This is a genomic window from Pseudomonas sp. FBCC-B35 (genome assembly GCF_059133755.1).
Genome location: NZ_CP101439.1, coordinates 4227035 through 4246264, shown reverse-complemented (window position 1 = coordinate 4246264; position 19230 = coordinate 4227035). Strand labels below are relative to the sequence as shown.

At 63.3% G+C, this 19230-nt stretch carries 24 protein-coding genes and 1 tRNA gene; 14 read left to right on the top strand and 11 right to left on the bottom strand.

The genetic code is table 11. The features are described 5' to 3' along the window. The first annotated feature begins 6 nt into the window (after nt 1–6). Nucleotides 7–102: transfer RNA gene (locus NMB38_RS19320), tRNA-Sec, on the top strand. A gap of 3 nt (nt 103–105) precedes the next feature. Here the strand turns inward: NMB38_RS19320 and NMB38_RS19315 are convergent. Both NMB38_RS19315 and NMB38_RS19310 read right to left on the bottom strand, forming a co-directional pair. Continuing rightward, a complete protein-coding gene (locus NMB38_RS19315; RefSeq protein ID WP_049695364.1) occupies nt 106–1092 on the bottom strand; it encodes an asparaginase in 987 nt (328 codons plus the stop codon). A gap of 134 nt (nt 1093–1226) precedes the next feature. Beyond that, entirely contained in the window at nt 1227–2669 is a 1443-nt protein-coding gene (locus NMB38_RS19310) for an alanine/glycine:cation symporter family protein (protein ID WP_027915115.1), read from the bottom strand. Nucleotides 2670–2847: 178 nt separating this feature from the next. Between NMB38_RS19310 and NMB38_RS19305 the strand changes: the two genes are divergently transcribed. From NMB38_RS19305 to NMB38_RS19295, 3 genes are all read left to right on the top strand, one after another. Next, nucleotides 2848–3657 carry a helix-turn-helix domain-containing protein gene (locus NMB38_RS19305; protein WP_028687672.1) on the top strand — a complete coding sequence of 270 codons (810 nt, stop codon included), beginning with the start codon at nt 2848–2850 and terminating at the stop codon, nt 3655–3657. A gap of 149 nt (nt 3658–3806) precedes the next feature. Next, nucleotides 3807–4691, top strand: a complete 885-nt coding sequence (locus NMB38_RS19300; RefSeq protein ID WP_033695074.1) for a sugar nucleotide-binding protein — start codon at nt 3807–3809, stop codon at nt 4689–4691. Beyond that, complete coding sequence (locus tag NMB38_RS19295) at nt 4684–5619, top strand: NAD-dependent epimerase/dehydratase family protein (RefSeq protein WP_049695366.1); 936 nt, start codon at nt 4684–4686, stop codon at nt 5617–5619. Before NMB38_RS19300 ends, NMB38_RS19295 begins: the two co-directional genes overlap by 8 nt. A gap of 88 nt (nt 5620–5707) precedes the next feature. On the opposite strand, the gene NMB38_RS19290 is transcribed toward NMB38_RS19295, so the two are convergent. The 5 genes from NMB38_RS19290 to NMB38_RS19270 all read right to left on the bottom strand — a co-directional run bounded on the left by NMB38_RS19290 (nt 5708) and on the right by NMB38_RS19270 (nt 9675). Continuing rightward, nucleotides 5708–6391: an OmpW/AlkL family protein gene (locus NMB38_RS19290; protein ID WP_049695367.1), complete on the bottom strand. Its 684-nt coding sequence runs from the start codon at nt 6389–6391 to the stop codon at nt 5708–5710. Between the two features lie 108 nt (nt 6392–6499). Next, complete coding sequence (locus NMB38_RS19285; protein WP_033695077.1) at nt 6500–6985, bottom strand: DUF3299 domain-containing protein; 486 nt, start codon at nt 6983–6985, stop codon at nt 6500–6502. Between the two features lie 135 nt (nt 6986–7120). Continuing rightward, on the bottom strand, nt 7121–8386 hold the full coding sequence (locus NMB38_RS19280) for an ABC transporter permease (RefSeq protein ID WP_027915120.1): 1266 nt from the start codon (nt 8384–8386) through the stop codon (nt 7121–7123). Beyond that, on the bottom strand, nt 8386–9096 hold the full coding sequence (locus NMB38_RS19275; protein ID WP_028687669.1) for an ABC transporter ATP-binding protein: 711 nt from the start codon (nt 9094–9096) through the stop codon (nt 8386–8388). The genes NMB38_RS19280 and NMB38_RS19275 overlap by 1 nt, the downstream gene beginning before the upstream one ends. Further along, entirely contained in the window at nt 9097–9675 is a 579-nt protein-coding gene (locus NMB38_RS19270; protein WP_494354856.1) for a DUF2796 domain-containing protein, read from the bottom strand. 127 nt (nt 9676–9802) lie between these two features. Here NMB38_RS19270 and NMB38_RS19265 point away from each other — a divergent pair, with 127 nt between their 5' ends. After that, nucleotides 9803–10162, top strand: coding sequence for a hypothetical protein (locus NMB38_RS19265; RefSeq protein WP_104926564.1), 360 nt, complete (start codon nt 9803–9805; stop codon nt 10160–10162). A 7-nt stretch (nt 10163–10169) separates the two neighbouring features. Here the strand turns inward: NMB38_RS19265 and NMB38_RS19260 are convergent, their stop codons facing one another. Genes NMB38_RS19260 through NMB38_RS19245 form a run of 4 tightly spaced genes read right to left on the bottom strand, consistent with a single transcriptional unit; the run spans nt 10170 to nt 12381 of the window. Then, entirely contained in the window at nt 10170–10343 is a 174-nt protein-coding gene (locus tag NMB38_RS19260; RefSeq protein WP_157852844.1) for a hypothetical protein, read from the bottom strand. Between the two features lie 21 nt (nt 10344–10364). After that, on the bottom strand, nt 10365–11237 hold the full coding sequence (gene trxA / locus NMB38_RS19255; protein ID WP_027915124.1) for a thioredoxin: 873 nt from the start codon (nt 11235–11237) through the stop codon (nt 10365–10367). Nucleotides 11238–11268: 31 nt separating this feature from the next. Next, nucleotides 11269–11928: a class I SAM-dependent methyltransferase gene (locus NMB38_RS19250; RefSeq protein ID WP_027915125.1), complete on the bottom strand. Its 660-nt coding sequence runs from the start codon at nt 11926–11928 to the stop codon at nt 11269–11271. Continuing rightward, a complete protein-coding gene (locus NMB38_RS19245) occupies nt 11929–12381 on the bottom strand; it encodes a YbaY family lipoprotein (RefSeq protein ID WP_404691585.1) in 453 nt (150 codons plus the stop codon). It lies immediately after the preceding gene. 105 nt (nt 12382–12486) lie between these two features. Here NMB38_RS19245 and nrdR point away from each other — a divergent pair, with 105 nt between their 5' ends. The 9 genes from nrdR (at nt 12487) to NMB38_RS19200 (ending at nt 19213) form a co-directional block, all read left to right on the top strand. Then, a complete protein-coding gene (gene nrdR, locus NMB38_RS19240) occupies nt 12487–12951 on the top strand; it encodes a transcriptional regulator NrdR (RefSeq protein WP_027915127.1) in 465 nt (154 codons plus the stop codon). Between the two features lie 2 nt (nt 12952–12953). Then, nucleotides 12954–14084, top strand: coding sequence for a bifunctional diaminohydroxyphosphoribosylaminopyrimidine deaminase/5-amino-6-(5-phosphoribosylamino)uracil reductase RibD (gene ribD / locus NMB38_RS19235; protein WP_023535003.1), 1131 nt, complete (start codon nt 12954–12956; stop codon nt 14082–14084). Between the two features lie 40 nt (nt 14085–14124). Continuing rightward, nucleotides 14125–14790, top strand: coding sequence for a riboflavin synthase (locus NMB38_RS19230; RefSeq protein ID WP_023534964.1), 666 nt, complete (start codon nt 14125–14127; stop codon nt 14788–14790). An 18-nt stretch (nt 14791–14808) separates the two neighbouring features. After that, nucleotides 14809–15900 carry a bifunctional 3,4-dihydroxy-2-butanone-4-phosphate synthase/GTP cyclohydrolase II gene (ribBA, locus tag NMB38_RS19225; protein WP_027915129.1) on the top strand — a complete coding sequence of 364 codons (1092 nt, stop codon included), beginning with the start codon at nt 14809–14811 and terminating at the stop codon, nt 15898–15900. 92 nt (nt 15901–15992) lie between these two features. Next, on the top strand, nt 15993–16469 hold the full coding sequence (gene ribH / locus NMB38_RS19220) for a 6,7-dimethyl-8-ribityllumazine synthase (RefSeq protein WP_023534949.1): 477 nt from the start codon (nt 15993–15995) through the stop codon (nt 16467–16469). Then, nucleotides 16466–16966 (top strand): transcription antitermination factor NusB, encoded by a 501-nt coding sequence (gene nusB / locus NMB38_RS19215; protein ID WP_027915130.1) that lies wholly within the window; start codon nt 16466–16468, stop codon nt 16964–16966. Before ribH ends, nusB begins: the two co-directional genes overlap by 4 nt. 18 nt (nt 16967–16984) lie before the next feature. Continuing rightward, complete coding sequence (thiL, locus tag NMB38_RS19210; protein WP_110607349.1) at nt 16985–17959, top strand: thiamine-phosphate kinase; 975 nt, start codon at nt 16985–16987, stop codon at nt 17957–17959. Next, nucleotides 17956–18459: a phosphatidylglycerophosphatase A family protein gene (locus NMB38_RS19205; protein ID WP_023535011.1), complete on the top strand. Its 504-nt coding sequence runs from the start codon at nt 17956–17958 to the stop codon at nt 18457–18459. Before thiL ends, NMB38_RS19205 begins: the two co-directional genes overlap by 4 nt. Nucleotides 18460–18472: 13 nt before the next feature. Then, on the top strand, nt 18473–19213 hold the full coding sequence (locus NMB38_RS19200) for a substrate-binding periplasmic protein (protein WP_027915132.1): 741 nt from the start codon (nt 18473–18475) through the stop codon (nt 19211–19213). Nucleotides 19214–19230: the final 17 nt, after the last annotated feature.

The window sequence follows — 19230 nt, the reverse complement described above, 5'->3', positions numbered from 1 at the left end:
TTTCAAGGAAGGCAATCGCGCCCGGTGGCGCGGCCGGGCTTCAAACCCGGTTGGGGACGGCATCCGTTCCCGGGCAGGTTCGACTCCCGCTGCCTTCCGCCACTTCTAGCGTTCGCCGCACAAGTCCAGGGCAAACCAGTGCTCGGCCTCTTTCACGTCCAGCCCGGCACCCAGCAGCGCGAACATCTTGCCAAGGGCCGCCTCCCGCGTCATGCCGCCCCCGCTGACCAGGCCTGCTGCCCGCAGGCGGCTACCGGCAGCATAGGTATCGAAGACCACATCGCCTTCCGGGCACTGGGAAATGGCCACCAACATGACGCCACGCTGGCGTGCTGCACGCAAGGTGTCGAGCAGCGCCTGATCATCGGACGGCCCAGTGCCGCTGCCATAGCATTCCAGCAACAAGCCCTGCACGCCGCTGCCGAGCAAAGCCTCCAGATGACCTGCCTGCAAACCAGGGAACACCGGCACTACCGCAAGGTTCACGCGCTCACGGGGCTGCTGGTAACCCAAGCGCGCCGGCAAGGGGGCTACGTGCTCACTCTGGCGATGGCGCGGCAAGGCCGCAAAGGCATCGAACGCTTCGCTGCGCAGCTTGGAGGCGCGGCAACCGTGCAGCAGCTTGCCCGCGAAGTACAGTTGCACACCCGCTTCGAGGGGATGATCGAACTGGCGCAGTGCGCCGCACAGGTTGTCCCAGGCGTCGCTGCCAGGTGCCCCTGCCGGCAGCATCGAGCCGGTCAGCAGGATGGGAACCGGCAGCCCCAGCAACAGGAACGACAGTGCCGCTGCACTGTAGGCCAGGGTGTCGGTGCCATGCAGCACCAGTACCGCATCATGGCCACGGACACGCACGGCATCGACGATCGCATCACGCATCGCCAGCCAGTTGTGCTGCTGCATGTTGGCACTGTCGAGCAGTGGGTCCAGTTCCTGGAGTGTCCAGGTGACTTCGGGGGCGTCTGCCATCATGGCGAAGTGATCGCGCATGCGGGACTCGAAGCCGCCGGATGGGGCCAGGCCTTCCGGCGTTTCGAGCATACCGATGGTGCCACCGGTGTAGAGCACGAGGAGGTTCTTTACTGCGCGCATGGAAAGCGTCCGTAGCGATGAACGGGAAAGAAGAGCCGCGCTTTGCAGGGAAGGCTAGTGGGGCCGCAATGCGGCCCCTGGTGACTCAACCGACTGGCACAACCCTCGCTGGGGCGGCTGGCGATGTCAGCCTATCAGCGCAGCGGCTGAGCCTGGCCGACAGCTTTGTCAGCGGCTGTTTCCACCTGCGGGTTGGCAGGCCATGCAGTGCGGTCCAGGTCCAGGTCGGCGAACTTGGCCGAATCGAACACAGGCTGCTTGATGCCAGCCTTGCGCTGGTCATCGTAGTCGCGCATCACACGCAGGCCGACCTTGAACAGCAGGGCCAAGGCCATCAGGTTGACGAAGGCCAGGCACGTCATGGTGATGTCGGCGAAGGCGAACACGGTGGTCAGGTCCTGCATGGAGCCCCACACAACCAGCGCCAGCACCAAGGCACGGAAGCCCATCAATACTGCCCGGTTACGGGTGAGGAACTGCAGGCTGTTCTCGCCCAGGTAGTAATTATAGAGGATGCAGGTGAACACGAACAGCGACAGGGCCACGCTTACGAAGATACGGCCCCAGTCACCTACCACGGCAGCCAGCGAGTTCTGGGTCAGGACAATGCCATCGCCCTCGAAGCCAGGGGTGTAGAAGCCCGACAGCAGGATCAGCAGCGCGGTGCAGGTGCAGATCACGAACGTATCCAGGAACACGCTGAACGCCTGTACCACACCCTGGGCACCTGGGTGCTTCACGGCTGCGACGGCGGCCACGTTCGGTGCGCTGCCAAGGCCGGCTTCGTTGGCGAATACGCCACGCTTCACGCCCATGACGATGGCGCTGCCCAGCAGGCCGCCAAACGCCGGGTCAAGACCGAAAGCGCTCTTGAAGATGGTTTCGAGCATGGCCGGCACGTGTTCGATCTGGGTACCGATCACGTACAGAGTCACGCCGATGTAGGCCAGGGTCTTGATCGGTACGAGCAGGTCGGACACCGCCGCGATGCGCTTGATGCCACCAATGAAGGTGATGGCCAACAGCACTGCCAGCACGATGCCGGTGTGGCGCGGGTCGAAGTGGAAGGCGTTTTGCAGCGAGTGGGTCACGGTGTACGACTGCAGGCCGATGAAAGCGAAGCCATAGGTGACCAGCAGCAGAATCGAGAAGACGATCGCCATGCCCTTGTACTTCAGGCCATGCTGAATGTAGTAGGCCGGGCCGCCACGGTACAGGCCGTCGCCGTCGGCGCGCTTGTACACCTGGGCCAGGGTACATTCGAAGAAGCTGCTCGACATGCCCACCAGCGCGGTGACCCACATCCAGAACACTGCACCTGGGCCGCCCAGCGTCACGGCGATGCCGACACCTGCAATGTTACCGGCGCCCACGCGGCCGGCCAGGCTCAGCATCAGGGCCTGGAATGAACTCAGTTGGCCTGCCTGGCCACGCAGCGATTCCTTGAACACACCGAACATGTGTACGAAGTGGCGGAACTGGACGAACCGGGAACGGAGGGTGAAGTAGCTACCCAGCCCCACGATCAGCACGATGAGCAGTTTCCCCGAGAGGAAATCGTTGAGTACTTCGAGCATTGGAAAATGACCTCGATTCTTATTCTTCGTGTGGAAAGACCAGCGGCCGGCAGGCGTACCGCTATTCGTTGGGGCGCATGGTTGGCCATGACAAGAGTCGTTACAATTTCGCGGTTTGGTCTTAATTGATGCGACTTGATGCTAAACTGGCGTCATTCGCGTCACGTAGGCCTTTGTCATGAGCGAGCATTTCGCTACCAATCTCAAGCTGGCTTGCAGCCACTACCGCTCTATCTCCGAAGTTTGCCGCCAACTGTCGATCAATCGCGCCCAGTTCAACAAATACCTGAGCGGCCAAAGCCGCCCGACGGCTTACAACCTCAAACGCATTGGCGATTTCTTCGGGGTGGAGGAATACGAGCTCGACCTGCCCGCCGATCAGTTTTCACGCTTGATCGGCGCGCGAGTGCCGTCTTCGGTCGAGCAAACCGGCGATCCGATCAGCGAGCTGTTTCGGCCTCTGCATGATCACGCGGGCAACCTGTCGCGTTACTGCGGGTATTACTTCGAGTACTCCAACTGCATGTCGGTGCCGGGTACGGTCCTGGTGTCGCTGGTGCATCTGTGGGAGGAGGGCGGTCGCTTCCTGTTCGAGCGCCAGGAGCGTCAGGAGCGGTCTACCGCGACAGACCAGCACGCCGAAGTGCGCTGTCGTTACCTGGGGGCTGCCTTCCAGTTGCAGGACCGGGTGTTCCTGATCGACTACGAATCGCTTACCTTCAACGAAATGAGCCAGACCATTCTCATCCCAAGCTTCAAGAGCCGTATCACCCGCCTCAATGGCCTCAAGGCCGGCGTGTCCAGCGGGGACCGGCGCAATCCTGCCTGTACCCGAGTGGTGTGGGAGTACCTGGGGCAAGAGATCAATCGCATCAACGCGTACCGCCAGGTGAAACTGTACCGGCCTGATGATCCACGCATAGATGAAGACATCCGCGAGCGGCTGGATGTGGGCCCGCTCAGGAATGGGTTGTTTGAAGTCGAGTAGGGGGAGCCGCGTCATGCGTGGTAGAGGATGAGGTCGGCCACGGCGCAACCTTCTCCGCCGCAATGATCATACGGCCCCACGTTGGACTTCCCCGCCCGGAAACCGCAAAATGGCTGCTTTCTCTTACAACCTCCGGATCTGCTGACTCTATGCGTATGCGCCTAATGCTGTTGGGTGGTGGCAATGCCCTCGGGCAAGCGCTGATTCGTCTTGGGGCCGAGGAGGACATCGCTTTCATGGCGCCGCGCCCTCCAGAGGAGGGCTGGGCGCCTGCCAGCCTCACCCAGTTGCTCGACGATCATCGCCCCGACGCCGTGGTCAACCTGGCGTATTACTTCGACTGGTTCCAGGCCGAGTCGGTCAGCGAGCAGCGTCTGGCGCTTCAGGAGCGCGCGGTGGAGCGGCTGGCAGAGTTGTGCCAGCACCACCAGATCACACTGGTCCAGCCCTCGAGCTACCGTGTGTTCGATGGCTCGCGTGCCACCGCCTACAGCGAGAAGGACGAGCCATTGCCGCTTGGCCTGCGTGGGCAGGCCCTCTGGCGTATCGAACAAAGCGTGCGTGCGGCCTGCCCGCAACATGTGCTGTTGCGCTTCGGTTGGGTGCTGGACGAAAGCATCGATGGCCTGCTTGGCCGTTTCCTGACGCGCGCCGAGCTCCCCCAGGAATTGCTGCTGGCCGATGATCGCCGTGGCAACCCGACACCCGTCGACGATGCGGCCAGGGTCATTCTCTCGGTGCTCAAGCAGCTGGACTGCAATTCGCCGCTGTGGGGGACCTACCACTACGCCGGGAACGAAGCGACCACCCCCGTGGCGCTAGGCCAGGCGATTCTCGCCGAGGCCGGCCAGCATCGTCAGCTCGCGGTACAGACGCCAACGCCGCAGGCTCATGCCGCGCGCCCGGATGCCAGCGAAGAGCCGCAGAACGCCGTGTTGGCCTGCAAGAAAATCCTTCATACCTTCGGTATCAAGCCCCGTGCCTGGCGTGCAGGCTTGCCGCCTCTTCTGGACCGGTTCTATCGCCATGGCTGATGCCCCCATCCTGATCACCGGCGGTGCCGGCTTCATCGGCTCCCACCTGAGTGACGCCTTGCTGGCGCGTGGCTACGCCGTGCGCATCGTCGACGACCTCTCCACGGGCAAGCGCGACAACCTGCAACTGGACCACCCCCTGCTTGAGCTTGTCGAGGGGGACGTTGCCGACGCCGAGCTGGTCCAGCGCGCTGCGGCGGGCTGCCAGGCCGTGGTGCACCTGGCTGCGGTGGCCTCGGTGCAGGCTTCGGTCGACGACCCGGTGCGCACGCACCAGAGCAATTTCATCGGCACGCTCAACGTGTGCGAAGCCATGCGTGTTCACGGGGTGCGCCGCGTGTTGTTCGCGTCCAGTGCAGCGGTCTACGGCAATAACGGTGAAGGCCAGTCCATCGCCGAAGACACACCCAAGGCGCCGCTGACACCGTATGCCGTGGACAAGCTGGCCAGCGAGCAGTACCTGGAGTTCTATCGGCGCCAGCATGGCCTTGAGCCTGTAATCTTCCGGTTCTTCAATATCTTCGGGCCGCGGCAGGATCCTTCCTCGCCTTATTCGGGCGTCATCAGCATCTTCAGCGAGCGTGCAGTGCAAGGCCAGCCAATCACCGTGTTCGGTGACGGCGAGCAGACGCGGGATTTCCTGTATGTAGGTGACCTGGTGCAGGTCATGGTGCAGGCGCTCGAACAAGCGCAGGTCGAGGAGGGGGCCGTGAACATCGGTCTCAACCAGGCCACGTCGCTGAACCAGATGCTCGCTGCGCTCCAGCAGGTGGTGGGCAGCTTGCCAGCAGTCAGCTACACCACGCCGCGGTCGGGCGACATCCGCCATTCGCGTGCGGACAACAGGCGGTTGCTGGCTCGTTTCGACTTCCAGCGGGCCACCTCGATGGTGGAGGGGCTGGCCCGGTTGCTGGGCAAGCTCCGTTAGCAATCGAGGGGCGCTCTATTGGGCGTTCAGCAAGACGGTAACGAAAAAGGGGCGGCCTTGGCCGCCCCGTGCGTTTTGCAGCGGTCGATCAGAACTTGTAGCCCAGGCCGACCATGTAGACCCAAGGGTCAACGTCCACGTCGACCTTGGTCTTGCTATAACCCAAGGCGCTCGGGCCGTTCACGCTGGCCTTGGTGTCGATGTCCACGTACCAGACGGCGGCATTGACCAGCAGGTTGTCGGTGATCATGTAATCCATGCCCAGCTGGCCGGCGAACCCTACCGAATCCTGCAGTTTCAGGTTGCTGAACCCTTGCTGCTTGCGGTTGCTGCTCAGGTCTTCATCGAAGAACAAGGTGTAGTTGATGCCCACGCCCGCATAAGGTTGGAACTTCGACGACGCCTCCATCGGGTAGTACTGCAACGAAAGGGTCGGCGGCAGCTGCTTGATGTCGGCCAGCTTGCCATCCAGCCCGCCGCCCAGCCCTTTCACGCCTACCGTGTGCTTGAACGGCGTGGCTGCCAGCAGTTCCAGGCCAACGTGGTCGGTGAGCATGTAGGCGAATGCCAGACCCAGCTGGGTATCGCTGTCCAGGGTCGCCTTGGTGCCTGCCACCTTGTTGCCGTCGAACTTCAGGTCGCTGCTGTTCTCGTTGGGCGCAGTGGTGATGGCGCCAGCACGTACGATGAAATCACCGGGCTGATACGCGTGCGCAGCCGGGGCGGCGAGTGCCAGGGCCACGAGTGAGGCACCGAGCAAGGACTTGTTCATGGAAGCTCCCAAAGGACGTTGATAATCGTGTAGTCCAATGGTACGGATGCGATTAAACAGAAAGTTTGACCCAGCTCAACGAAGCGTCTGCACCGGCCTTCGGAAGGCTCATCTGAGTTCGTAGGCGTAGATCTTCTCGGCTTCCATCTGGTAACCCGCCTCAGCCAGTTCGCTGCTCGAAGGTTTGACGTGCATCGTGCCCTCTATCCAGTAGGGCTGGTACAGATCCTCTACCCGTACGCCCATTTCACTGACGATGTGCACAATCTGGTTCGACGGGGGCGGGGGCACATGGATGCACGCGCCGTAGTACGGCACCAGCAGAAATTCGGTGGTGCGGCCTTGCTCATTGACTTCCAGCGGCACGATGTAGCCCGGCAGCTTGATCTGCTGGCCATCGAGGCTGTTCACCACCGGTGCACCGGGCGCCTGCTGGCGCGCGGCTGGGGCGGACTCGGCAGACAGCGCATCGCTGAGCTGCGACATGTCATGCAGGGGTGCCAGTTGCGGTGCGACGACCGGTGCGCCCTCGGGGATCAGGGCGGGCCAGTCGAGCTCCCGGGGCTGCGATGCCCACGCAGGCACCGCGAGCATCACGAGCAGCGAACAAAGCAGGCGCCGGGCGGGGCTGCTGATTGACAGGCCGGCGCCAAAACGGCCAGTCCATGCGCTTGCTAGCGCGTCGCGAGCCACGAAGCAGGCGGTGAGAAATCGCATCATCACAGGCTCTCAAAGGTGGATCGACAAGCCATCTGCCAACGACTGTCGATAGGCTCGCCATGCCGGAACGCTGCCCATCAACAGCGCTGCGCCAAGGATGATAGCCAGCAACGACCATTCATGCGTGCTGGGCCAGGCCAGTGGCAGGTACAAGCCATAGTTGGCCTGCACGTAACCCTGGGCCAGGGCGATACCGGCGTACAGCAGGCCAAGCCCGGCAACGATCCCGGCAGTTGCCAGTGCCAGGGCCTCAAGCACCAGCAGCCCGGCGATGTGCCATGGCCGTGCACCGACCGAGCGCAGGATCGCCATTTCCCGGCGGCGCTCGTTCAGGCTGGTGAGAATCGCCGTGAGCATGCCAATCAGGCCAGTGAGCACGACGAACAGCGACACCACGAACAGGGCCTGTTCGGCAGTGCCCATCAGGCTCCACAACTCCTGCAACGCCACCCCTGGCAAAATCGCCAACAGCGGCTCGTTCCGGTACTCATTGATTTCGCGCTGCAGGCTGAAGGTGGCGATCTTGTTGTTCAAACCCAACATGAACGCCGTGATCGCAGCGGGTTGCAGGTCCATGCCACGCGCCTGTTCTGCACTGATGCGTCCCGCACCTCGGGCCGGCACGCCGTTGTGCCAGTCGATATGGATGGCCTCCATGCCGGCCAGGCTGATGTGCAAGGTGCGGTCAACCGGCGTGCCGGTGCGCTTGAGTACACCGACCACGGTAAAGGGTTTGTCGTCGTGCTTGACCAGGCTGATCGCCGCCACGCCATGGGCCAGCACCAGTTTGTCGCCCAGCTTGTAGTGCAAGGCATCGGCAACCTCTGCACCCAGTACCACCTCGAAAGGATCGTCGGCAAATTCCCGACCCTGGCGCAACGTCAGGTGCTGCTTGCGCCCGTACTGATAGTGGTCGAAATAGGCGCCGGTGGTGCCCATCACCCGGTAGCCGCGGTGCGAGTCGCCCAAGGAGATGGGGATCGCCCACTTCACCCGTGGGTCCTGGGCGTAGTGCTGGTAGCTGTCCCAGCGGATGTTGTTGGTGGCATTGCCGATGCGAAACACCGAGTACAGCAACAGGTTCACCGAGCCTGACCGCGCCCCGACAATCAGGTCAGTACCACTGATGGTGCTGGCAAAGCTGGCGCGGGCTTCGGTGCGCACCCGCTCGACGGCCAGCAGCAGGCACACCGACAAGGCGATGGCGAACGCGGTGAGAAAGGCGGTGAAGCGGCGGTTGGCCAGGCTGGCCAAGGCAAGACGAAGCAGGTACATCATGCCTCCCGGGGTTTGGCGGCGCGATTGAGCTCGGCCAGGGACAGGTGACGGTCGAACAGCGGGGCCAGGCTTTGGTCATGACTGACGAACAGCAAGCTTGAGCCTGCCGCGCGGCATTCGTTGAACAGCAAGGCGATGAACGCTTCGCGGGTATCGGCATCCAGCGCTGATGTGGGCTCATCGGCGATCACCAGCTCAGGCTGGCCGATCAAAGCGCGGGCGGCGGCGACGCGTTGCTGCTGGCCGATCGACAGGCTGTCGGCTCGCCGCGCCAGCAACTGCCTATCGCCCAGGCCCAGATGGGCGAGCAATTCGCTGGCGGCCTGGTCGACGCTACCGTGGCGCTCGATGGCACGCTGGGCGCGGCTGCGGGAGAAACGACAGGGCAGCTCGACATTTTCCCGTACCGAGAGAAACGGCAGCAGGTTGAATTGCTGGAAGATGTATCCGGTGTGGTCCACACGGAAACGGTCACGGGCACCTTGGCCGAGTAAGGCCAGGTCCTGCCCAAGCAGTTGGATTCGCCCACGGGCTGGCCGGTTGACCCCGCCGAGCAAGCCCAGCAGGGTGGTCTTGCCACTGCCGCTGGGGCCCTTGAGAAACACAGCCTCACCGGCTTGCAGGTCAAAGGCCGGGATATCCAGCAATGGCGGTTGTCCCGGCCAGGCGAACTCCACGCCTTGCAGGTGAATCAGCGGCTGGTTCATTCAGAGTGTGACCACGGCCTTGGTTGGCGCGGTTTCCACTCCCTTCTGGCCGTTCGGGCCGATCAATTGCACATTGATTTTCTGCGTGGCGGGGAAGGCCTTGAACAGCGGCGACAGGTCGATCTGGGTGAGCTTTTCGGGCGCTGCGCAGGTGAATTGGTGATGGGCGTTGATGTCGCTGTGGACGTGGCCTTTCTCGTGCTCGTCGCCATCGTCGTCAGCCTTGGCCGCATCCCCGAACAGTGGGCTTTGCAGTTCTTGCTGGTCTGGCGTGCAACCAGCGGCCGCCGTCAGGGCGAACAACTTCAGGGGCTGTTCCAATTGCTGACGCACGGCGGCTACCTTGGCCTTGTCGGCATCGCTGCTGGCCATGTGCTCGAAGCCGACCAGGTTCATCGCCGGGCTGTCCAGCTCAAGCTCCAGGGTTTTGCCGTCGAGCACGGCATTGAGCTTGGCCACACCATGCTCATGGGCGGCAAGCGTGCCATGGCCGTGATCATGCTCATGTTCATCGTGGGCATGGGCCATCATGGCCAGGGGCAAGCAGGCGAAGGGCAGGGCTAGCAGCAGACGACGCATGGATGACTCCAGGAGCAGGTCAATAGGAGTGGTTATGTTATAACGATTGTTTGGCGGGCCGCCAGCCTCGTGGCTCAGGTTTCATGTTGCGGTAGCATGGCGACAATGACTTGAGTGAGGACCTACAGTGAGAATTCGTGGAACGATCGGTGAGTGGCCGGTGGACTTGACCATTGAGCTTGATCCCCAGGAATGGGCGCAGTTGGCGCGGCCAACCGAACAACTCCCCGCTTCGACACCCCAGCCAGCTGCCGCGATGCTTCCCGCAGCGACGAAGGATGACGGGCCATGGCGGGTAGCCTGCGAGTTGTTGCGCACGGCTGGCCGTATGGAGGGGCCAGAGCTGCTTGAGCAACTGCAGGGCGTCACGGGGGACTTTGGCGCAGCCAAGCGGTTGCTGGTGCGGTTGCGGCACCATGGGCAGGTACGGGTGTTCAGTGAGGGCGAAACGCCGGTGTATGTATGGCAGACCGACGAAAAGGTGTAGATGACCTTCAAAAGACGTGACAGGTGTACCTGTGGCCGGCTCGCAGGTCACGGATGAACAGCCCAGGCAACGGGTGCTGTGCAGTCATCGTCAAGCTGCAGCCCTGATCAGCCTCCAGCCATTCGTAGCCCTCGGCAAAGCCTGAGCAAGGGGCATGAGCAAGGCCGCGTGCCTCACTCATGCCCTTCACCCCTGATGAGCCTCAGTACATCGCAGCGAACAGCTTACGGCGATACGTACCTACCAGCGGGTGGGCACTGCCAAGCAACTCGAACACCTGCAGCAATGCCTTGTGCGGTAGCCCATTTTCGTAACCGCGATTGCGCTGGAACAACTTGAGCAGGCTTTCAAGCGCGGGCTCGTACTGCTGGCGTGCCAGCTGCTGGATGCACAGTTGGTACGTGGCCTCGTCATCTTGTGGGTTCTGTGCCAGACGGCTTTTCAGGTCTGCAACCTCCGGCAGGCTGGCGGCCTGGCGCAGGAAAGTCAGTTGCGCCTTGGCGCCGGCCAGGGCGGCCTTATGGTCCTCGGTCTTGACCGCGTCTAGCACCACCTGGGCCTCGCCCAGCTCACCGCGCTCGGCCAGGCAGCGGGCGTACAGGATCAGGCCTTCGGCGTTGCTATTGTCTTCTGCAAGCAATTGCTGCAGCACCGCTTCGGCTTCGCCAAAACGGCTTTCGGCGAACAGCGCCTGAGCCTGTTCCAGCGGCGAGGCGGTGGGTGGCGCCGGCAGTTGCACATGTGGCTCGAGCATGGTGCGGATCGCCGATTCCGGCTGAGCACCGGCAAAACCGTCGACCGGCTGGCCATCCTTGAACAGCACCACGGTTGGCAGACTGCGGATGCCGAATTGCGCCACGACCTGTTGCTCGACGTCGCAGTTGATCTTGGCCAGCAGCAGTTCGCCCTGGTACTCCTCGGCAATTTTTGCCAGAAGCGGCATCAGCGCTTTGCAAGGCGCGCACCATTCGGCCCAGAAATCGACCAGCACTGGCTTGTGGAATGAATTCTCGATCACCAGCTGCTGGAAGGTGGCATCGGTGGCATCGAAGATATAGGGGGTGTCCTGGGTCATCGCGACTCTCGCAAATCCGTGAATGGCACCACTATAAAGGCTCGCGGCTGGCGTGGTACAGGCTGACCCGGCGGAATTCGTGCGGCTCGGCCAGGTCCGGCAGGGTCAAGGCGTCGAGCACCCCAAGTGGTCGGTACAACGGGTGGCTGAAGTCCCGTACGCGAGAGTCGGCCACCAGTGCCTGTCGGCCCCGGTCGAGGAAGGTATCGAGCAGCGGCAGGTTGGCGCGGTCGTAGAGCACATCGGCCACCAGGATCAGGTCGAAACGGTCATCCTCGGCAAAAAAGTCGCTGCTGTAGCCCAGTTCCACCTGGTTCAAGGCGGCGTTGGCACGGCAGGCGTCCAAGGCCAGCGGATCAAGGTCGCAGGCCACGACCTCCAGCGCACCTGCACGGGCAGCGGCGATGCCGGCGATACCGGAACCGGCGCCAAAATCGAGCACCCGCTTGCCGGCTACCCACTCCCGGTGCTCGGCCAGGTAGCGCGCCATGGCCAGCCCACTGGCCCAGCAGAAGCTCCAGTACGGCGGATCTTCGAGAATGCGCCGGGTTTCTTCGCTGCTAAAAGCGCGGTCCATGTTCTGATCATCGATCAGCCATAATTTCAACGCACAGTCAGGCAGGTCGCTGATCACCAGCCGTGCCTCGCCAATCAGGCCGCTCAAGGCCTGTTGCAACGCCACTGGCGCCACTTACGGTGCCTTTTCGAACTGCAGCGGGCCGGTGGCCTGGGTCTGTGCCTGGGTGATGCGCAGCGGCGGCAAGTGCATGATCAACTGGCCTGAGCGGCTGGCTCGTCCACGCAGCTCTACCCTGGCGCCGGCCGGAAATGCCTCGGGGTTGAAACGCAGCTGGTAGGGCAGGGCCTGGCCGGTACCCGGCAAGGTGCTACTGGCCAGCAGCTGTTGCGGCCTGTCGCGGTCATCGATCACCAGCAGGGCAAGTTCTACCTCTGCGCCGGCGGGGATGCCCAGCAACGTGCCGCTCAGCTCGCGCTGATAGGCCGGCAAGGGGCCAAGCGGCTGGGCCCTTTTGGACACTTTGGCGGGCGCCGGAGCAGGCGGTTGTTCGGTCTTGGGCTGGTCACTGCCGCAGGCGGTGAGCAGGGCGGCGCAGCACAGCACGGCAAGCGCTCGAAGTGGCATGGGGTAGTCCTTCAGGGGCAGAATTGCATGGATGTTAACCCCTTTGGCTTGTCTTGCCAGTGGGATGCGCTACCATGGCCCTCCCTTTTTTTGTTGCCTGCCACCATGCACTGTCCCTTTTGCGGTGCCAACGACACCAAGGTCATCGACTCGCGCCTGGTCGCCGAGGGCGAGCAAGTGCGGCGCCGTCGCGAATGCGTCGCCTGCGGCGAGCGCTTCACCACCTTCGAGACCGCCGAGCTGGTACTGCCCCGGCTGATCAAACAGGACGGTACTCGCCAGCCCTTCGACGAAGACAAGTTGCGGGCCGGCATGCAGCGTGCGCTGGAAAAACGCCCTGTCAGTGTCGAGCGCCTCGAGGCCGCCCTGGCCCACATCAAGAGTCGGCTGCGCGCCACCGGCGAGCGCGAGGTCAAGTCGCTGGTGGTGGGCGAGCTGGTGATGGGCGAGTTGCGCAAACTCGATGAAGTCGCCTACATCCGCTTCGCCTCGGTTTATCGGCGCTTCCAGGACCTTGACGAATTCCGCGAAGAAATCGACCGCCTGGCCCGTGAGCCGGCCAAAGAGTGAGCATGCAAACCCCCGCAGCTGTGCTTGACGCCCATTACATGGCCCGTGCCCTTGAGTTAGCGCGCAAGGGGCTCTACACCACCCACCCCAACCCGCGTGTGGGTTGCGTCATCGTCCGTGATGGCGAGGTGGTGGGCGAGGGCTGGCATGTGCGCGCCGGGGAGCCCCATGCCGAGGTGCATGCGCTTGCCCAGGCAGGCGAGCGTGCGCGGGGCGGCTGTGCCTATGTCACCCTCGAACCCTGCAGCCACCATGGCCGTACGCCGCCGTGTGCCGAAGCCTTGGTCAAGGCCGGTGTGGCGCGCGTAGTGGCCGCCATGCAGGACCCCAATCCCCAGGTGGCTGGGCGGGGCCTGCAGCGACTTGCCCAGGCCGGTATCGACGTGGCCAGCGGGGTGCTCGAAGAGCAGGCGCGGGCACTCAACCCCGGGTTCCTCAAGCGCATGGAACAGGGGTTGCCGTTCGTGCGCGCCAAGCTGGCCATGAGCCTGGATGGTCGTACCGCCATGGCCAGCGGCGAAAGCCAGTGGATCACCGGCCCTGCGGCGCGTTCTGCCGTGCAGCGTCTGCGCGCGCGCTCCAGCGTGGTGCTGACCAGTGCAAGCAGCGTACTGGCTGACGGTGCCCGCATGACGGTGCGTGGCGCCGAGTTGGGCCTGGACGCCGAAACCACCGCGCTTGCCCTGAGCCGGGCACCGCTGCGGGTGCTGGTCGATGGCCGTTTGCGCTTGCCCTTGCAGGCGCCCTTCTTCCAGGCCGGCCCCGCGCTGGTGGTGACCGCCGTCGCAGATGACCCACGTTATGCCGCTGCCGGCCATGAACTGCTCAGCCTGCCGGGCGACAATGGCCATGTGGACCTGCGTGCCCTGCTTCAAGCTCTGGCCGCCCGTGGCGTCAACGAAATCCTGCTGGAAGCCGGCGCCGGCCTGGTCGGGGCCTTCGCCCAGCAAGGCCTTGTCGACGAGTACCAGCTGTTCATGGCAGGCACCTTCCTTGGCTCAAGCGCACGCCCACTGCTGGACTGGCCACTGAATCGCATGAGCGAGGCACCGCGGCTGAAGATCACCGACATGCGCGCAGTAGGCGATGACTGGCGGGTCACAGCCGTACCGCTGCCTGCGCCCGGCGTATAATGCGCGGCTTGCCCCGCGCACACCGTTTTGAGGAAGACCCATGTTCACCGGCATCATCGAATCCATCGGCACCATCCGCAGTCTGACGCCCAAAGGCGGCGACGTGCGCGTGCACGTCGACACCGGCAAGCTTGACCTGGGTGACGTCAAGCTCGGCGACAGCATCGCCGTCAATGGCGTTTGCCTGACGGCGGTGGAATTGCCTGGCAACGGCTTCTGGGCCGATGTGAGCGTGGAGACCCTCAAGCGCACGGCTTTCGTCGACTTGAAAAGTGGCAGCAAGGTCAACCTTGAAAAAGCGCTGACGCCAACCACCCGGCTGGGGGGACACCTGGTCAGCGGTCACGTCGACGGTGTCGGCGAAATCATCTCGCGCAGCGATAACGCCCGCGCCATCCAGTTTCGCGTGCGTGCGCCGCGAGAACTGGCCAAGTACATCGCCCACAAGGGTTCGATTACCGTCGATGGCACCAGCCTGACGGTCAACGAGGTCAATGGCGCCGAATTCGAGCTGACCATCGTCCCGCACACCCTGTCCGAAACCATCATGGCCGACTACCGCGCAGGGCGTCGGGTAAACCTTGAGGTCGACCTGCTGGCCCGTTACCTGGAGCGCTTGCTGCTGGGCGACAAGGCGGCCGAGCCGAGCAAGGGCAGTGGCATCACCGAAAGTTTCCTGGCCGCCAACGGCTTCTTGAAATCCTGATTGAGAAGGGGGTGCCGCGTGGCGCTCAACAGCATCGAAGAACTGGTCGAAGACATCCGCCAGGGCAAAATGGTCATCCTGATGGATGACGAAGACCGTGAGAACGAAGGCGATATCATCATGGCAGCCGAATGCTGCCAGCCCGAGCACATCAACTTCATGGCCAAGCACGCCCGTGGCCTGATCTGCATGCCGATGACCCGCGAACGTTGCGAAACCCTCAAGCTGCCCCTGATGGCGCCGCGCAATGGTTCAGGCTTCGGCACCAAGTTCACCGTTTCGATCGAGGCGGCCGAGGGTGTCACCACCGGCATTTCCGCCGCCGACCGTGCCCGCACCGTGCAAGCGGCTGCCGCCAAGGACGCCAAGGCCGAAGACATCGTCAGCCCTGGGCACATCTTCCCGCTCATGGCTCAGCCAGGCGGTACGCTGGCTCGCGCCGGGCACACCGAGGCAGCCTGCGACCTGGCACGCATGGCCGGGTTCGAGCCCAGCGGCGTGATCTGCGAGGTGATGAACGACGACGGCACCATGTCGCGCCGCGCCGAACTGGAAGTGTTCGCTGCCGAGCACGGCCTGAAGATCGGCACCATCGCCGATCTCATTCACTACCGCATGATCCACGAGCGCACCGTGCAGCGGGTTTCCGAGCAGTCGGTGGAAAGCGAGCTGGGCGAGTTCAACCTGGTCACCTACCGCGATGCGGTTGAAGGTGACGTGCACATGGCCTTGACCCTGGGCGCCATCTGCGCCGAAGAGCCCACCCTGGTGCGCGTGCACAACATGGACCCGCTGCGCGACCTGCTGCTGGTCAAGCAGCCGGGTCGCTGGAGCCTGCGCGCCGCCATGGCCGCCGTGGCCGAAGCCGGAAGCGGTGTGGTGCTGCTGCTGGGGCACCCGCTCGATGGCGATGTGCTGCTTGCGCATATTCGCGAAAGTGCAGGCGATGCACCGGCCAAGACCCCGACCACCTACAGCACCGTGGGTGCCGGTTCGCAGATCCTGCGTGACCTCGGCGTGCGCAAGATGCGCCTGATGAGTTCGCCGATGAAGTTCAATGCGATATCCGGATTCGACCTGGAAGTTGTAGAATACGTGCCCTCCGAGTGACTTGAGGCGGCAATGACGCCCTGCAGCTCGAGTCCATACCCCTGTCGAGGCCGCCAGCAAGCGGCCTTGCGTTTGAAGATGAGAATATCGCAATGACCCTGAAGACCATCGAAGGTACCTTCATTGCCCCCAAAGGTCGCTATGCTTTGGTGGTTGGCCGCTTCAACAGCTTCGTCGTCGAAAGCCTGGTAAGTGGTGCCGTTGATGCCCTGGTACGCCATGGTGTCAGCGAGAACGACATCACCATCATCCGTGCGCCTGGTGCGTTCGAGATTCCGCTGGTTGCCCAGAAGGTCGCCCAGCAAGGTGCTTACGACGCGATCATCGCGCTGGGCGCTGTAATCCGTGGCGGCACCCCGCACTTTGAATACGTGGCGGGCGAGTGCACCAAGGGCCTGGCTCAGGTGTCCATGGAGTTCGGTGTTCCTGTGGCGTTCGGCGTACTGACCGTCGACTCCATCGAACAGGCCATCGAACGTTCCGGCACCAAGGCCGGCAACAAAGGTGCAGAAGCTGCCCTGTCTGCCCTGGAAATGGTAAGCCTGCTGGCGCAGTTGGAGGCCAAGTGATTAGCGACGAAAGCGATCGTTTCAACCCGCGCGATCCCAAGCCTGCGGATGCCGGCAAGCCATCGAAAAGCGCCAAACGCCGTGAAGCCCGCAAGCTCGCGACCCAGGCACTGTATCAATGGCACATGGCGCATCATTCGTTGAACGAGATCGAAGCGCAGTTTCGGGTCGATAACGATTTTGCAGATGTCGACGGCGCCTACTTCCGTGAAATCCTGCATGGCGTTCCGGCCATCAAGGGCGAAATCGACGGTGCGCTCGAGCCCTGCCTGGACCTGAGCCTTGACGAACTCGACCCGGTCGAACTGGCCGTGTTGCGTCTGTCCACCTGGGAGTTCATCAAGCGCATCGACGTGCCTTACCGCGTTGTGATCAACGAAGGCGTCGAGCTGGCCAAGGTCTTCGGCGCCACCGACGGTCACAAGTTCGTCAACGGCGTGCTCGACAAACTGGCACCGACGCTGCGCGAAGCCGAAGTCAAGGCGAACAAGCGCTGATTGCGGCGCAGCCTGGCCATGGGTGAGTTCGAGCTGATCAACCATTACTTCGCCTCCGCGCACTGTGCAGTGCACGGCGAGGGCGAAGGGGTGGCGCTGGGCATCGGTGACGACTGTGCTCTGCTGGATCTGCCTCCCGGTGAGCAGTTGGCCGTCTCGACCGATACTCTGGTAGCTGGGGTGCATTTCCCTGCCGTCTGCGACCCGAAGCTGCTGGGTCAGCGCTGCCTGGCAGTCGCCGTCAGTGACCTGGCCGCCATGGGCGCTACCGCGATCGGTTTCACGCTGGCCCTCACCCTGCCTGACGTCAGCCACGCGTGGTTGGAGGAATACTCGGCAGGGTTGAGCCGCATGGCTCACCGTTGCCGCATGAGCCTGATTGGCGGGGACACGACCCGGGGTCCGCTGAGCATCACCGTGACGGTGTTCGGCCGTGTGCCGGCCGGGCAGGCATTACGCCGCACTGGCGCCCAGCCGGGCGACCTGCTGTATGTCGGTGGCGTGCTGGGCAAGGCAGCTGGCGCCTTGCCTCTGGTGCTCGGGGAGCGCCAGGCGCCGCCGGACGTGGCAGAGCCGCTGCTGGCCCACTATTGGGCGCCCATGCCGCAGCTCACCCTCGGTGCCTTGCTCAGAGGGCACGCCACGGCGGCACTGGATATTTCCGATGGGTTGCTGGCCGATTGCGGTCATATCGCCAAGGCCTCTGGCGTGGCGCTCGAGGTGAACCTGGCGCAGGTGCCAGTGTCCCCCGAAGTGGAGGCGTTCCTGGGCCGCGAGGCAGCCGTGCAGGCAGCGCTCGCCGGTGGCGACGACTACATACTGGCGTTCACGGCACCTCCGGACGCCTTGACGCACCTTGCGCACTTTGGCTTCATCCAGGTCTACCCCATTGGCCGCGTGCTGCAAGGGCAGGGCGTGTCCCTGCGCGATGCGCACGGTCAGGACATCACGCCTCGGCAGCGGGGCTATCAACACTTTAGGGAGATACCGTGACCGACCACCCCAATCAGGTGCCTGCGGAGTTCGTTCCGCCATCGGTCTGGCGCAACCCTTGGCACTTCATCGCGTTCGGGTTCGGCTCCGGCACCTTGCCCAAAGCGCCCGGCACCTGGGGCTCGCTGGTGGCGATACCCTTCATTCCGCTCTGGCAGATGCTGCCCGATTGGGGGTACTGGCTGGTACTGGGGATCACCATGCTGTTCGGCTTCTGGCTGTGCGGCAAGGTGGCCAATGACTTGCGCGTGCATGACCACGAAGGCATCGTCTGGGACGAAATGGTCGGCATGTGGATCACGCTGTGGTTGGTGCCCGATGGCTGGCAGTGGCTGTTGGCGGGTTTTTTGATGTTCCGTTTCTTCGACATCCTCAAGCCTTGGCCCATTCGCTGGATCGATCGTCACGTGCATGGCGGCGTCGGCATCATGCTCGATGACGTGCTGGCCGGCGTCTTCGCCTGGTTGGGCATGCAGGTTCTGGTATGGGCTGTCGCGTAGAACGGGGGCTGCCATGGTGCTGAAAGGTATGCTACTGGCATTGTTGATGGCCGCTGCCCCATGGGCGGCTGCCGGCGACAGCCAGCCTGGCCAGATTCGCCTGGTCAGCGAGGAGTGGGCCGACTACACCAACGCAGATGGCACCGGTGTGGCCTGGGACGTGATGCGCAAGGTGTTCCAGCCCGCAGGGATCGAGGTCGTGCCGCAGAGTGCACCGTATAGCCGTGCCATTGGCCTGGTCAAACGTGGCGAGGCTGACGCCTGGGTTGGCTCGTACAAGGACGAAAGTGAAGACAACCTCTACCCTCGCTGGCATTTCGACGTCGACCATATCTACGCCCTGGGGCTTGCCAGCAAGCCGGCCCCCACACTGGCAACCATAGGCGACTATCGCCTGGCCTGGGTGCGTGGCTATGCCTATGGCAAATACCTGCCCCGCGTGCGGGAGTACCGTGAAATCCAGCGACGCGAAGGCATTCTGCCCATGCTGGAGCATGACCGGGTGGACTTCTATGTCGACGCCATGACCGAAGTGGACTACGTCATCGGGCAAAGCTCGCAACCCGATCGATTCCGGCGCACCCATGTGGTCGAGCTGCCCATGTACCTGGCGTTTGCCCGCAGTGAGCGGGGTGAGGCACTGCGTGATGTGTTCGACAAACGCATGGCCGAACTGGTGCGCAGCGGCGAACTCAAGCCGATATTCGAACGTTGGAAACAGCCTTATCCTTTCGATGCCAGTACCAAACCGTAGCGCGTGGTACATGCCCG

Bases quoted from the DNA above. Each gene is read 5' to 3' on its own strand.
- NMB38_RS19315 (WP_049695364.1), bottom strand. From the start codon at position 1,092: ATGCGCGCAGTAAAGAACCTCCTCGTGCTCTACACCGGTGGCACCATC.
- NMB38_RS19310 (WP_027915115.1), bottom strand. From the start codon at position 2,669: ATGCTCGAAGTACTCAACGATTTCCTCTCGGGGAAACTGCTCATCGTG.
- NMB38_RS19305 (WP_028687672.1), top strand. From the start codon at position 2,848: ATGAGCGAGCATTTCGCTACCAATCTCAAGCTGGCTTGCAGCCACTAC.
- NMB38_RS19300 (WP_033695074.1), top strand. From the start codon at position 3,807: ATGCGTATGCGCCTAATGCTGTTGGGTGGTGGCAATGCCCTCGGGCAA.
- NMB38_RS19295 (WP_049695366.1), top strand. From the start codon at position 4,684: ATGGCTGATGCCCCCATCCTGATCACCGGCGGTGCCGGCTTCATCGGC.
- NMB38_RS19290 (WP_049695367.1), bottom strand. From the start codon at position 6,391: ATGAACAAGTCCTTGCTCGGTGCCTCACTCGTGGCCCTGGCACTCGCC.
- NMB38_RS19285 (WP_033695077.1), bottom strand. From the start codon at position 6,985: ATGCTCGCGGTGCCTGCGTGGGCATCGCAGCCCCGGGAGCTCGACTGG.
- NMB38_RS19280 (WP_027915120.1), bottom strand. From the start codon at position 8,386: ATGTACCTGCTTCGTCTTGCCTTGGCCAGCCTGGCCAACCGCCGCTTC.
- NMB38_RS19275 (WP_028687669.1), bottom strand. From the start codon at position 9,096: ATGAACCAGCCGCTGATTCACCTGCAAGGCGTGGAGTTCGCCTGGCCG.
- NMB38_RS19270 (WP_494354856.1), bottom strand. From the start codon at position 9,675: ATGCGTCGTCTGCTGCTAGCCCTGCCCTTCGCCTGCTTGCCCCTGGCC.
- NMB38_RS19260 (WP_157852844.1), bottom strand. From the start codon at position 10,343: ATGAGTGAGGCACGCGGCCTTGCTCATGCCCCTTGCTCAGGCTTTGCC.
- trxA (WP_027915124.1), bottom strand. From the start codon at position 11,237: ATGACCCAGGACACCCCCTATATCTTCGATGCCACCGATGCCACCTTC.
- NMB38_RS19245 (WP_404691585.1), bottom strand. From the start codon at position 12,381: ATGCCACTTCGAGCGCTTGCCGTGCTGTGCTGCGCCGCCCTGCTCACC.
- nrdR (WP_027915127.1), top strand. From the start codon at position 12,487: ATGCACTGTCCCTTTTGCGGTGCCAACGACACCAAGGTCATCGACTCG.
- ribD (WP_023535003.1), top strand. From the start codon at position 12,954: ATGCAAACCCCCGCAGCTGTGCTTGACGCCCATTACATGGCCCGTGCC.
- NMB38_RS19230 (WP_023534964.1), top strand. From the start codon at position 14,125: ATGTTCACCGGCATCATCGAATCCATCGGCACCATCCGCAGTCTGACG.
- ribH (WP_023534949.1), top strand. From the start codon at position 15,993: ATGACCCTGAAGACCATCGAAGGTACCTTCATTGCCCCCAAAGGTCGC.
- thiL (WP_110607349.1), top strand. From the start codon at position 16,985: ATGGGTGAGTTCGAGCTGATCAACCATTACTTCGCCTCCGCGCACTGT.
- NMB38_RS19200 (WP_027915132.1), top strand. From the start codon at position 18,473: ATGGTGCTGAAAGGTATGCTACTGGCATTGTTGATGGCCGCTGCCCCA.